General features: G+C 55.1%; 12 protein-coding genes. 11 read left to right on the top strand and 1 reads right to left on the bottom strand.

What is annotated here, in order from left to right:
• The first annotated feature begins 3 nt into the window (after window positions 1-3).
• Genes tppE through tppA form a run of 6 tightly spaced genes read left to right on the top strand, consistent with a single transcriptional unit; the run spans window position 4 to window position 6,258 of the window.
• Window positions 4-507: a type IVa pilus pseudopilin TppE gene (gene tppE, locus G5315_RS07140; protein WP_100646794.1), complete on the top strand. Its 504-nt coding sequence runs from the start codon at window positions 4-6 to the stop codon at window positions 505-507.
• A 14-nt stretch (window positions 508-521) separates the two neighbouring features.
• Window positions 522-917, top strand: a complete 396-nt coding sequence (gene pilV / locus G5315_RS07145; RefSeq protein WP_272950156.1) for a type IV pilus modification protein PilV — start codon at window positions 522-524, stop codon at window positions 915-917.
• Window positions 914-2,014, top strand: a complete 1,101-nt coding sequence (locus tag G5315_RS07150; protein WP_421332808.1) for a PilW family protein — start codon at window positions 914-916, stop codon at window positions 2,012-2,014. Before pilV ends, G5315_RS07150 begins: the two co-directional genes overlap by 4 nt.
• Before the next feature lie 11 nt (window positions 2,015-2,025).
• Window positions 2,026-2,502, top strand: a complete 477-nt coding sequence (locus G5315_RS07155; protein ID WP_123173790.1) for a pilus assembly PilX family protein — start codon at window positions 2,026-2,028, stop codon at window positions 2,500-2,502.
• A 10-nt stretch (window positions 2,503-2,512) separates the two neighbouring features.
• Window positions 2,513-5,848 carry a pilus assembly protein gene (locus G5315_RS07160; RefSeq protein WP_421332809.1) on the top strand — a complete coding sequence of 1,112 codons (3,336 nt, stop codon included), beginning with the start codon at window positions 2,513-2,515 and terminating at the stop codon, window positions 5,846-5,848.
• Between the two features lie 8 nt (window positions 5,849-5,856).
• Window positions 5,857-6,258: a type IVa pilus pseudopilin TppA gene (tppA, locus tag G5315_RS07165; protein ID WP_421263171.1), complete on the top strand. Its 402-nt coding sequence runs from the start codon at window positions 5,857-5,859 to the stop codon at window positions 6,256-6,258.
• 3 nt (window positions 6,259-6,261) lie between these two features.
• Here the strand turns inward: tppA and G5315_RS07170 are convergent, their stop codons facing one another.
• Window positions 6,262-6,651 (bottom strand): type IV pilin protein, encoded by a 390-nt coding sequence (locus G5315_RS07170; RefSeq protein WP_100654566.1) that lies wholly within the window; start codon window positions 6,649-6,651, stop codon window positions 6,262-6,264.
• A 95-nt stretch (window positions 6,652-6,746) separates the two neighbouring features.
• Here G5315_RS07170 and G5315_RS07175 point away from each other — a divergent pair, with 95 nt between their 5' ends.
• The 5 genes from G5315_RS07175 (at window position 6,747) to G5315_RS07195 (ending at window position 12,830) form a co-directional block, all read left to right on the top strand.
• Complete coding sequence (locus tag G5315_RS07175) at window positions 6,747-7,298, top strand: pilus assembly FimT family protein (RefSeq protein WP_421263172.1); 552 nt, start codon at window positions 6,747-6,749, stop codon at window positions 7,296-7,298.
• A 20-nt stretch (window positions 7,299-7,318) separates the two neighbouring features.
• Complete coding sequence (locus G5315_RS07180) at window positions 7,319-7,906, top strand: PilW family protein (protein WP_216954532.1); 588 nt, start codon at window positions 7,319-7,321, stop codon at window positions 7,904-7,906.
• Window positions 7,907-7,910: 4 nt separating this feature from the next.
• Complete coding sequence (locus G5315_RS07185) at window positions 7,911-9,017, top strand: PilX N-terminal domain-containing pilus assembly protein (protein ID WP_216952861.1); 1,107 nt, start codon at window positions 7,911-7,913, stop codon at window positions 9,015-9,017.
• A gap of 8 nt (window positions 9,018-9,025) precedes the next feature.
• Entirely contained in the window at window positions 9,026-11,134 is a 2,109-nt protein-coding gene (locus G5315_RS07190) for a type IV pilus modification PilV family protein (RefSeq protein WP_266134752.1), read from the top strand.
• Window positions 11,135-11,207: 73 nt separating this feature from the next.
• The gene (locus tag G5315_RS07195; RefSeq protein WP_266134753.1) at window positions 11,208-12,830 is read left to right on the top strand and encodes an NAD+ synthase; all 1,623 of its coding nucleotides are present in this window, start codon (window positions 11,208-11,210) and stop codon (window positions 12,828-12,830) included.
• Window positions 12,831-12,837: the final 7 nt, after the last annotated feature.

Raw genomic sequence — 12,837 nt, forward strand, 5'->3', positions numbered from 1 at the left:
AGGATGTTTTTGCGTTCAGGTTTTAGCCTTATCGAGCTTATGGTCACCATAGCGCTCGTTTCTTTGTTACTCACGTTGGGGGTTCCTTCCTTCAACGCTTTGCTGCGCACTATTTCTCTCAATACTCAGGCTAACAACTTTGTTGCGGCCATCAACCTTGCCCGCTCAGAAGCCATTCGCCGCAACACGGTAGTGACCCTCTCCGCCTCTGCCGATAACCTGACCCAGCATCACTGGGAGGCTGGCTGGCAGATCTGGGTCGATGGCAACGGTAACGGCATACTGGATAATGGTGAGTTGTTGCGAGGCTTTCCCGACATGGGGGGCGGGGTATTGAGCAGCAATACCTCCCTGCTGCGTTTTAATAGCGAGGGTTTTCTTGATGGCCGCACTCCGTTGGCACGGGTATTTTCCCTGCGTCCTGATGAGTGTCGAAATGAGCCCTCCCGTGATATCAACATCACAGTGGCTGGTCGCCCTTCCATTACCGAGGCTAGCTGCCCATGATGCGAGAACGGGGTTTGTCACTGCTTGAAATCATGATCTCGGTACTGGTGCTCTCCATCGGTATTCTGGGCATGGCGACTCTGCAACTGCAGGCTCTCAAGAGTAACCAGTCGGCGCTGACGCGTACCGAGGCGACCCAGTATGCATACATGATCAACGACATGATGCGGGCTAATCGCAGCGCGGCTCTGAACGGGCAATACAATATCGACTTGGGCGAAACTGTCTCGGGTAGCTCTATGGCGGTTCAGGATCTGCAACACTGGAAGCGGGTCGTAGCCGAGCTACCAGGTGGCGATGGCGCCGTATCGGTCAGTGCCGGAAGGGCCACCATCACTATTCAGTGGGATAGCAGTCGGCTGTCGACTGATCCTGCGTCGCGCAGCATGATCCTGAGGACGGACCTATGAGCAGGAGCGGTTTGCCGCTACACCAGCACGGGATCGGCTTGGTCGAGGTGATGATCGCCTTGGTGCTCTCGCTGATAACGGTGGGGGTCATGATTCAGGTGTTTCTCGGCAATCACAAAACCTATCTCACTGGCGAGGCCATTGCCCGGGTGCGGGAAGATAGCGGATTTGCCACCAATCTGCTGCAAAAAGAGCTGCGTATGGTGGGCTATCAGGGGTGTCTCAGCAAACAGGGGGTCAATATCACCAATACCCTCAATAACAGTACGGCACTGCCCTACAACTTCACCACCTTTTTGCGTGGTTACGACAATGTGACGTCCACTTTGCCAGCCGAGCTGTCTGCTCTGTTCAGCGGTTCCGAGCCCAGACCCATGCCGGGTAGCGATATCCTGTTGGTTCAGGGGCCGGTTGGGGTTGGGGTTCCGCTCAGTCGTGATAATCATAACAGTGCCGCCCAGCTGTTTGTGCAGCAGCTATCCAGCAAGGCCGACTATTGTGGTTCCGGCGCACAGGGTTATAGCGATCTGTGCGAGGGAGATATTGTCATGGTCTCCGACTGTCAGAAGGCCAGAATATTTCAGGTCACCAAAGTACAGGGCGTGGCAGGGGGGCGTGAGGTCAATATCGTCCACTCCAATGACAACAAATATACGCCAGGCAATGCCAGCAGTTCCTGGGGGGGGGCCAGCAGCCCACCCGAGGAGCGGTTTGGTCTTGGCTCGGTCGTGAACAGGGTGGAAACCCGTCTCTACTATATCGCCCGCCCCTCAGCCAGCAGCCCCTATACGCTTTATCGCAAGAACGGGGTGGCTGCAGGTATGCCCCTTATCGAAGGGGTGGCCAATATGCAACTTACATTCGGCGAGGATCAGAACCGGGACCGGGCGGCAGATCGCTATGTGAGCGCCGCCAGCAATCCAAACTGGAACAATGTACTGGGGATTGGAGTACAGCTTCTTATGCGCAGTAACCAAGGCAATGTGGTGTCGTCTCCGCAGGCCCTTAGCTTTGCCGGAGCCACCTTCCGGGCGACCGATCGCAACTGGTACTGGGTCGCCGAAACCACAGTTGCGCTGCGCAATCGGCTACCTTGAGGAGCCCAGTCATGATGGATCGACAGCAGGGGATGGCGCTGGTGATCAGCCTGATTTTTCTGGTCATGGTGAGCCTGCTGGGTATGGCCAGCATGCGTGGGGCGCAGTTGCAAGAGAAGATGGCGGGTAACCAGAAAGAGGCACTGCAGGCATTGCAGGCGGCAGAAGCGGGCCTGCGCGCTGCCGAGCGCTATATCGAGGCTGGCAACTCGGGTCCCTATGACAACAGCGCGGGCCTGTATGAATTTATCGACACCGCGGTGGATCCTGCCTCCCCTTCGACCGCCTGGCGTACCTATACCAACAGTGGTCTGGCGGGGCGCGCTCCCGAATACTTTATCGAACGGTTGCCCTATACCCAGGGGGGGAGCGAGGATCTGGCAGTCGATGAGCCCATCAGTGAGCGTCGTCTATATCGTATTACTGCAAGGGGATTTGGTCTCTCTGACGAGAGCCGGGTGCTGTTGCAATCGACCTATAGTCGCTAGGAGGCGGTGTATGGGCAAACTTGGTTTTGGCCTTTCGGTGATGCTCTGCTGTGCTTCGGCACAGGCGGCGCTCGATATTGCCCAGGTTCCCCTCTATCTCGGCACCCGGGCCGATCCCAATATCATGTTTACCCTGGATGATTCAGGCTCGATGCATTTCGAAATCATGCCAGAATCACTCATAGAGAATGAAGCGCGTTATGTTTATCCAAGGGCTAATAAAATATATGGCAATGAGGATTATAATAACTACACGGTAACCTTTGATAGTAATAATGATCGTAATGCTTATATCCGTTCTAACTATAATAATAAATTATATTATAATCCTCAGGTCACGTATCTGCGTTGGGTAAACGCTGATGGTTCCTTGATGGAAAAAGCTAAACCGAAATGCGCTTGGCATAATCCATCCAAGCCCGATATGGGTTGCAGAGATCTGACTCGGGAAAACAACGAGGAAAAACTGCGTTATTATTTCGGTCCGAAAGAACGAGATTATGTGACAGAGGAGATATATTGGCCAGCCGTTTACTTTGACTATAAGGGAAGCGGTAATGTTAAAAATAGCAGTAACTACACTCGGGTGGAAATTCGGCCTGGTAAGACTTACCTTAATCGCCCAACTCGCAGCGATTGTGTCAGTAAACCGGTCTGTAGCTATGAGGAAGAAATTCAAAATTTTGCTAACTGGTACACCTACTATCGCTCGCGGATCTTGGCGGCACGAGCTGGCATTGGGCGTGCCTTTGCCAGCCAGGGGCAAGCGCTGCGAGTCGGTTTTGCCACCATCAATGCCAGCGGTAGTGTGATCCGTGATGTGGCCGCTTTTTCGGGTACTAATCGCAGTGACTTTTTCAACGATCTCTATAGCCGCGATATTCCAGCTGCCGGTACTCCACTGCGGACCAGCCTCCAGCATGTGGGAAACTACTTTTCCAAGACGGGTGGCGATGGCCCCTGGGCCGCCAGTGCCGGTAGCACGCTTCCTCATCTTACCTGTCGCCAGAGTTATAACATTCTGATGACCGATGGTTACTGGAGTGAGGGGCGAGCTTATAATCCTGACCCTGCGGTCGGTGACCAAGACAATGATGGAACCGCTGATACCTTGGCTGATGTGGCTTACCATTACTGGAAAACGGATCTGCGTCCCGATCTCGCAAACAAGGTTCCGACCAGCACGGAGGATCCCGCTAATTGGCAGCATCTGGTCAACTTCACGGTCGGATTGGGGGTCAACGGCACCTTGAACCCTGCCAGCGGGAAGCCTGTGAGTTGGCCCAGCCCCTACGGCTCCGATGCAAAGAAAATCGATGATCTGTGGCATGCGGCCGTCAACAGCAAAGGGAATTTCTTCAGCGCGGCAGATCCCGATACCTTCGCCGCAGCCCTGAGCAGTACGCTGGCACAGATTGCCGCCCGTAACAGCTCAGCCAGTTCAGTGACCGCCAACGCAACCCGGCTGGACAGCAATACCCACATCTACCAGGCCCGCTACAACAGCGGCGACTGGTCGGGGCAACTGGTCTCGATCCCGCTGAACAGCGATGGCACCCTTGGGGAGATCGCTTGGGATGCCGCTACCTTGATCCCCGAGCCTTCGGCACGCAATATCTTCACCCGGCAAGATGGTGTCGGCATCCCCTTTCGTTGGGATACGCTGAATGTGACCAACCGGGCTCTATTCAATGTCGCTGGTGACAACCAGGGAGAAAGCCGTGTCGCCTATCTGCGCGGTGATCGCAGTGGTGAGCAGCGCAATGGTGGTGCGTTTCGTAATCGTAGTGATCTGCTCGGCGACATCATCAATTCTGATCCCGTCTACGTGGGCAAGCGTGATTACGGTTACAGCAGTGCAGCCGGTCTGACCCAGACCGAGCGGGAGGGTTACCAGGCTTTTCTAAGCTCGACGGCGATTACCCGCCGCCCACCCATGCTCTATGTCGGTGCCAATGACGGTATGCTGCACGGATTTCGAGTCGCCGACGGTGTCGAGCGACTGGCCTATATCCCGTCCAGCCTGCTGGGCGAGCTGAATCAGTTGACCAGACCGAATTACAGCCATCGCTACTATGTGGATGGGACGCCCAAGGTGGGCGATGCCTATCTGGGCAGTCGCTGGAAGAGCATCTTGCTGGGATCCACCGGTGCCGGTGGCAAGGCGGTATTTGCCATAGATGTGACGGCCCCGGATAACTTCACCGCCGACAAGATGCTGTGGGAGTTCACCGATAGCGAAATGGGGGTTGCACTGGCGGCACCCACTCTGGTGCGGGTCAAAGCCGACAACAAATGGGTTGCTCTTGTTGCGAATGGTTACAACAGCACCAGTCAGACTGCGAGGCTGTTTGTGCTGGATCTGGCGACTGGCGCCATCATCAAAGAGATCGATACCGAGGTAGGGTCTTCCAGCGAGCCCAACGGTCTATCTTCCCCCTTGCCGGTAGATCAAGACGGGGACAGGGTTGTCGACTATGTCTATGCCGGTGACCTGCACGGCAATTTGTGGAAATTCGATCTGACTGACAAAAACAGTGCCCAGTGGGGAAGTGCTTTGAAAACGGGCAACAAGCCCAAGCCGCTGTTCCAGGCCTGTAATGGCAGCTGCAGTGCCGGTACGCGTCAGCCGATCACCATGCGTCCTTTGGCTATTCGGCACCCTAAAGGGGGGGTTATGGTGATGATGGGGACTGGCAGTTATTTTACCAATGATGACAAACTGGTTCCCGCCACGCCGAGGCTGGAAGCGGTGTACGGTATCTGGGATACGGGGGCTACCGTGCTCAGTAGCCAGCTGTTGCAGCAGAGCATCACCCATGAGTTTGTGGCCAACGGCACCACTATTAAGTTCAACGTGAGGGTTGTCTCCAACCGGAATATCAATTACACCAGCCAAAAGGGTTGGTATCTGCTATTGAAATCGCCAAGCTTGAGCAAGGGGGTCGGTGAGCGGGCCGTCTCAGAGATGCTCTATCGACATAAGCGACTGATCTTCAATACCTTGATCCCGTCGGCGGATGCCTGTGACTTTGGTGGCCGCTCCTGGCTGATGGAGCTGGATCCCATCTCGGGGGCCAGACTCACCTACTCGGTGTTTGACGTTAACGGCGACGGGGCTGTCAACGATGATGATTACGTCGCGATCGAGGATGAAGCCGGCAATGACATCAAGGTGCCGGTAAGCGGCAAGCAATTTGATGAGCTCACCACAACGCCAAGCGTAGTGGAAGATGCCGAGATGGAGCGCAAATATATCAGCGGCTCCAGCGGAAATATCTCGGTCACGCTGGAAGAGGGGGCAGGCGATCTGGGTGGCCGCCAGTCCTGGTTGCAACTGGAGTAGAGGTTGGCATGGAACGTGGTTTTACCCTGATTGAGTTGATGATAGTGGTCGCAGTGGTCGCCATTCTGGCCGCGATCGCGTATCCCAGTTACAACAACTACATGGCGGCTGCCAAGCGGGCCGAAGCCAGGGCAGTGTTGCTGGAAGCGGCGCAATATCTGGAGCGGGAGTTTACTGCCAATGGCAATTACGACGCCGGTAACCTAGCCTCTGCCGGCTTGGCGACCCTGCCGAGGGATGGGGGGGCTGCGTATTACAATGTAGCGCTCAATGCCAGTGGGGCCCGTTATACCCTGACCGCCATTCCGACAGGTGTGATGAATGGCGATCCCTGTGGATTGTTGACTCTCGATCAGAGCGGACTGCAGGGGGTATCACGAGCCACCATGACAGCCACCGAATGCTGGTAGCGTTCAGTTCCAGCACTCGGCAGGCGTCTTGATGTCGGCCTTGTTGATAGTCAGGGTATCACAGGCCGTATTGCCGGCCTTGTCGCCGACCTGGGCCCCCTTGCTGGTGGCCACCAGTGTGTAGGCGGTGGCGCTGGCGCCAGAAATGCTAAAGGTGTAGTAATCGCTGGTTGGGTTGCCCACACTGGCTATCGCACTGCTGTAACTGGCATTGGAGATGCGAAATTCTTCTTGTTTGAGCTGCATGGTCAGCAAGCCCTTGATGGCATCGGCTCGACGAGATTTACGCAGACCGTCAGTAAAGCTCGGGTAGGCGACAGCGGCAATGATGGCAACGATGGCAACGACCACCATCAATTCCAGCAGGGTGATTCCGGATTGTTTGATTCTCATGGGCGCGGCAGGGTTCGTTAAACAGATAGATACTATAGGATAGTACTGACATCATACTCTACTGGCATGTGCGAAAAGAAAGGAGTCTTTAGCCAATGGAATTCGCAGAGGGGCGCTCAGCAGGTTTTACCATGATTGAATTGATGATCGCCATGGCTCTGGTCGCCCTGCTGCTAACCGTAGCCATCCCCAGTTATCAGTCATTGCGCCAGGAGCAGATGGTCAAGGCGGCTACCCAAGCCGTTTACACGGATATAATGCTGCTCAAGTCTGAGGCTATCAAACGTAATAAACCGATAATCTTCAAGATATTCAATGCGGGGCAGGCCAATTGGTGCTATCGCATCGCTCTTGATTCGGCATGTAATAGCTGCTCGGATTCATGTTCTGCTATTGAAGGTCGCAAGGGCGTTGATGCCAGCGAGTTTAACGGCATTACTCTGACGACAAACTATGAATTATCCGGTTCTGAAAATGCTCTTGAAATCAATAACCGTAGAGGCTCATTCAAAGATCTTCACGGCAGTGGCGGTTTGGGCAATGGTTCTATTTGTCTGAAGAACGGGACCTCTGAGCACAGGGTTATTATTGCCACAAATGGGCGAGTGAGAACCGAGCCAGTCACGGGGAGCTCTCCATGCGATTAGGTCTAGCACGAGGCTTTAACATCGTCGAGTTAATGGTGGCCATGGTCGCAGGTCTATTTTTGGTTGCAGCCGTAACATCCTTGTTCGCCACTATTCTCAAGGCCAATCAAACATCGATGCAGGTAAGTCGTCTAAATCAGGAGTTGCAAAGTATCACGGACATGATTGCCCGTGATGTACAGCGAACTGGTTACGATCAGGGAGCTACTGTGTTTCTCAATGCTGCATCAGGCTCCAGATCCCCCTTCTATTTTGATACTGGCAGCGACCTGATGAATGAGACGATCACTGGTTCCAAGATTTATCGCTGTATCCGGCTGAAATACGATGATGATAACAATGGAACCCTCGGTGCCAATGAGATCTTTATTTACAGCTACGACAGTACCGACAAAGGGGTGCAGCTCGGTACCAGTTGCAGCACGGGGAATTTACTCAGTACCGATGACACCATTGAGGTGACTGACCTCACTTTTTCGCTGCTTGGAAGCAGTGCGTCGGCTGGCGCGAGAACGGTGCGCTTGGCCATATCGGGTCAGTTAAAGGCAAATAGTGCACTTAAACTCACCTTGCAGCGTGATATCAAGCTGCGTAACGACGGGTATTGATGCCATGAAACGTTATCTTGGCTTTACCACATTCACTATTACGCTGCTGCTTATTGTGATCCTGCTTGGCATCTCTTTGCTGGTGGGCAAGCTGATGGTTGCTGACCGTCGTGTCAGTCTTAATGAAGTACAGTACCGGCAGGCGTTGGCACTGGCCGAGCTGGGTCTCTCGGATGGGGTCGGACGGCTTGCGCAGGATGCAGCTTGGCGCACCCCCAGTAGCGGTATATCTATCACTGTTTCGGCTGGCAATTATACCCTGTGGGCTCTGGATGAACCGACCGTGATTGTCGGTGGGGCGAACGTAGTTCCGGTTAAAGTGCGCACTATGGCAACCCTGGTGGACAGTACCGCCAATGCAGAGGTTGAGGTGAAGGCCATCAAGATAAGCGTGTTGGCCGGCACTCCCGCAGCCCCCCTGACAGTTGCCGGTGGTATGGCAGTATCCGGCAACTTCACTGTGGTGGCCAACCCTAACGGTGGGGGGCCAGGGGTTCCGTTATCTGTCTGGACGAATGGCAATGTGGATTTGACCAATGGTTCTGGTCAGACTTGCCACCAGGGAGACTACAGCGGCGGGTGTAGTACCTACATTAGCCAGAAGGGTGATAAGCAGTCGGACATCAAAGATAATGATACGGCATTCCCCACAGACCTGGTCTGGTATCTGTTTAACGAGAATGATGACGCTACGGGGTGGGCCAATCTGGAGTCACGAGCAGTACAACGGTTGAATAATTGTGACTCGCTCTCGACCGCCTCAAGCGGCCTGATTATCGTCGATGGAGACTGCAAACCGGGTGGGTCTATCGGCTCGGTTGCTGCGCCCGTGGTACTCATCGTTCGCAATGGCAATCTGATGGTCAATGGGAGCGCTACCCTCTATGGGCTGGTGTTTGCCTATTCATCCACGCCTGCTACGGCGACTACTGATATCAGCTTGAAGGGGGGGGCTATCGTCAACGGTGCCGTGGTGGCCAACTATCAACTGGGCAAAACGGCTAACGGCACCTTTGATGCCAAGTATGATCAGGCGGTGTTGAGCAATATCGAAAATGGAGCTGCGTTTCAGAGCATCAATCTGGTGCCTGGTAGCTGGCGCGACTGGTAGGAGCATGTATGAAACCGCACAAGGGATTTGGGCTGTTAGAGATTTTGATCACCCTGGTTCTGCTGGGAGTGGGGGTCGCAGGACTGGTGGCTATGTCTCGTTCGTTGCTCAATACCTCCCAGGATAGCCGCCGTTATGAGGTAGCCATGCGTCTGGCGGAGTCAAAACTGGATGCGTTTCGTACCTTCAATGGAGTGGTAAGCGCGGTTTCACCGCTTACTGCTTATAACAGTATCGCGGCAGGTTCCAGTTCGGCAACACCTCCTGATGGCGGTGGGACTTATGCCCTTAGTTGGAGCGTCAGTAATCAGTACTGGAATGGCTCTGGCTGGCAGACGGCTATCCCGGCGGGTTATTTGCATGCCTATCCTGGCCGAAAGGTGGTCAATGTCACTGTCAGTTGGAGCGACAGCGTCGGGCAGTCCCATTCCTTGTTGCTTTCCGGTGCGGTATCGCCTGTTGAGTCATTAACCCAGAATCAGTTTAACGGGGGGTTGGATACCAGTCGTGAACCGCCCCATGTGGTTTATACCCCCGGGGTCGCGCCCGATGTCATTTCCATCCAGATTGACCAGGAAGGGCGCAAGCAAGAGACCAGCAAGCCATTGCCCACCGTGACCTCCAAGGATGGTTCTGTTGGCAAACTGGTGCAATTCGAGACTGTTACCTATAAGCCAGACAATGGTGGCAATACTCAACAGGTGCTGCAGGATCTGGCATCGGTCTCCTGTTCCTGCAGTTATGGCTCGAGTGTCAATGCCTACCTGCCCGGTAAGGCCATTTTGACCAGCAGCAACCTGTTGTACTGGAATGTGGGCTCCCAGGTTACCAAGCAGACCGGGGTACTCAACAGCAGTGTCAGAGATCAACCGAGTCTCTGCACCAGTTGCTGCAAGGATCATTTCGATGGCAGCGGCAGCAGTTTCGAACAGTTTTACGCTCCACTAAATACCAGTCGACTGCGTTACAACAGTGGCCTCTCATCGGTCAATAGTGGCGATTATGTGGATGCCTGCCGCTTTGTCAGACTTGATGGTTACTATCGCCCGCTGCCTGACTGGAACCTGATCAAAGTTGTCGTGACCAGCGCTGATTTTCTTGCCAAGCCCGCAAACCAGACCAGCTATCAGAACTACATCAAGTACGTAGTTACTACCTACATCACCTGGCAGAAAAACACCCTCAACTGGACCGCAAACCCCACGGCCACGCCGCCGACGATCACCGAATTTGCGGATTGGTTGCCTGCCAATGCTGCGACAGGGGGAGATACCAGCACCAAGATCACCATGAATACGGGGACCGCCCAGTTGATTGCTAGAGGTATCTACGTGGATCTGCTCTCGCCGGACAGTCTCTCGAAGCTCGATCTGACCTCTCAGGATCTGTTGGCCAAGGTTCCGTTTCAGGATATCAATCTGACCATGCTGGCGGAGTGGAGCTTGGTGCCATTGAGTGGCCAGTTGACTGGCAGTGCCTCTGACTATGTCGGTGTGACCAACGAGCCTGTCAAGACAGTCGTTGATCTTGGCAGCTATTATTTTGGTAGCTACAGCCGTGGTTATTTGTCCGCCAAGAAGAGCACCAAGGATGCATCCAACGTGTTGCAAAGTGCATCGATCAAGGTGACGGCCTACCAAGGTAACTCGGGGATCACAGCTTCACTTATCTCACCGGTAGATCGAAGTGAGGCCAAGGTCGCCACCATGCCTATCTCGATCGATACCAGCTCCCAGACTGTGCCAACTCTCACGGTATCGGGACGGATCGAGTGTCTTGAGCAGGGGAATGGCAACAATACTGCGCCAGTATCTTGCAGCAAAAATACCTTCGGTGGCTTGAATGTCAGTACCACAACTACGGGGGCTACTTGCCGTATTGATAAACCCCAGGCTAACAACCAGCCGGCTACCTATGTCTGTACGGCAGCGCAAAATAGTAGCTTGGTGGTGAACTTCTCCTACAGTGCACAGGGAAATAAAACTTACTTGTTGAAACCAGCTTCCCTCAGCATCGCCATGACGCCACCCGCCAACGGTCAGGTGATTAGTGGTCCTTGTGCCCTGCTGGTGGATAATGGTGTAACCAATGCGGCCAATCTAAGTTGTACCCCTTGAATCCGGGGCGCTGGCACAGCCAGCGCCTTTTCTTTATCATTCCCCATCATTTTCGAATACAAGATGCATCGCCATGGCAAAAGCCCTCTCTCTGATGCTTGCCCAGTTGAATCTGACGGTAGGCGCCATCGAAGATAACACTGACAAAGTGCTCGCTGCGGCGGCTCAGGCCGAGCAGCAAGGTGCCGATCTGCTGGTCTGCTCCGAGCTGGCCCTGACCGGTTATCCACCGGAAGATCTGCTGCTGCGCGCCGATCTGATGATGCGGGTCGATGCCGCGCTGGCTCGCATTGCCGAATGGCAGGGCAACTGCGCCATTTTGGTCGGGCATCCCTGGCGTGAAGGTGAGGCTCTTTATAACGCAGCCTCCCTCTATGAGCGAGGCAAGTTGATTGCCCGTTACTTCAAGCAGGACCTGCCCAACTACGGCGTGTTTGATGAGAAGCGCTACTTTACCGCTGCAAGCGAGACCTGCGTGGTGCCGTTCCGGGGTCACCAGCTGGGGCTGCTCATCTGTGAAGATCTGTGGCAGCCGGGTCCGGCGCTGGCCGCCAAGGCGGCAGGGGCCGAACTGCTGCTCACCATCAACGCCTCGCCCTATGATCAGGAAAAACCTTGGATCCGCCGCGAGCTGATGGCCGAGCGCTGCGATCAGACCGGTCTGCCGCTGGTCTACCTCAATCAGGTGTGCGGTCAGGACGAGCTGATTTTCGACGGCTGCTCCAAGGTGTTCAGCAGCCAGGGCGAGTTGACTCACAAGCTGGCCCCGTTTGCCGAAGAGCTGGCGCTGGTACGTTTTGCCGATGGCCAGCCAGTGAAGGCGCGGGAACCCGCTGCACCGCTGGAGCCGTTGGCCGAGACCTATAAGGCGTTGGTGCTGGCAGTGCGCGACTACGTTACCAAAAACGGCTTCCACGGCGCTGTGCTGGGCCTATCCGGCGGCATCGACTCGGCGCTGACGTTGGCCATCGCGGCCGATGCCATCGGGGCCGACAAGGTGCAAGCGGTGATGATGCCGTTCCGCTACACCGCCCAGATGAGTGTGGAAGATGCCAAGGAGCAGGCTGAGCGGATGGGGGTTGAGTTCAACATCATCTCCATCGAGCCGATGTTCGAAGGATTTATGACCCAGCTGGCGCCGTTGTTTGAAGGTACCGCTCGCGATACGACCGAAGAGAATCTGCAGGCCCGCTGCCGCGGCGTGCTGCTGATGGCGCTCTCCAACAAACGTCGTCGTATCGTGCTGACCACTGGCAACAAGAGTGAAATGGCTGTTGGCTATGCCACGCTGTACGGTGACATGGCTGGCGGTTTTGACGTGCTGAAAGATGTGCCCAAGACGCTGGTCTTCAAGTTGTGCGAATATCGCAACTCGGTCGACTATGTGATCCCGCAGCGGGTTATCGACCGCCCCCCTTCAGCAGAGTTGGCGCCGGATCAGGTGGATCAGGACAGTCTGCCGCCATACGACATCCTCGATGCCATCCTCAAGCGTTATGTGGAAGAGGATGCGTCCGTGGCCGACATGGTGGCCGAGGGCTTCGAGGAAGCGGTGGTGCGCAAGGTGATCCGCCTGGTGGATCTCAACGAATACAAGCGCCGTCAGGCGGCGGTCGGGCCCCGCATTACGGCTCGCAACTTTGGTAAGGATCGCCGTTACCCCATTACATCCGGGTTCGGCAAACAGAACTGGTAAGGAGTCA

Source organism: Aeromonas sp. 603607 (assembly GCF_049171595.1).
GTDB lineage: Bacteria > Pseudomonadota > Gammaproteobacteria > Enterobacterales > Aeromonadaceae > Aeromonas > Aeromonas veronii.

Coding starts and splice junctions, on each gene's coding strand:
- G5315_RS07155 (WP_123173790.1), top strand. CDS start 2,026: ATGATGGATCGACAGCAGGGGATGGCGCTGGTGATCAGCCTGATTTTT.
- G5315_RS07160 (WP_421332809.1), top strand. CDS start 2,513: ATGGGCAAACTTGGTTTTGGCCTTTCGGTGATGCTCTGCTGTGCTTCG.
- G5315_RS07175 (WP_421263172.1), top strand. CDS start 6,747: ATGGAATTCGCAGAGGGGCGCTCAGCAGGTTTTACCATGATTGAATTG.
- tppA (WP_421263171.1), top strand. CDS start 5,857: ATGGAACGTGGTTTTACCCTGATTGAGTTGATGATAGTGGTCGCAGTG.
- G5315_RS07150 (WP_421332808.1), top strand. CDS start 914: ATGAGCAGGAGCGGTTTGCCGCTACACCAGCACGGGATCGGCTTGGTC.
- G5315_RS07195 (WP_266134753.1), top strand. CDS start 11,208: ATGGCAAAAGCCCTCTCTCTGATGCTTGCCCAGTTGAATCTGACGGTA.
- G5315_RS07185 (WP_216952861.1), top strand. CDS start 7,911: ATGAAACGTTATCTTGGCTTTACCACATTCACTATTACGCTGCTGCTT.
- G5315_RS07190 (WP_266134752.1), top strand. CDS start 9,026: ATGAAACCGCACAAGGGATTTGGGCTGTTAGAGATTTTGATCACCCTG.
- G5315_RS07170 (WP_100654566.1), bottom strand. CDS start 6,651: ATGAGAATCAAACAATCCGGAATCACCCTGCTGGAATTGATGGTGGTC.
- tppE (WP_100646794.1), top strand. CDS start 4: ATGTTTTTGCGTTCAGGTTTTAGCCTTATCGAGCTTATGGTCACCATA.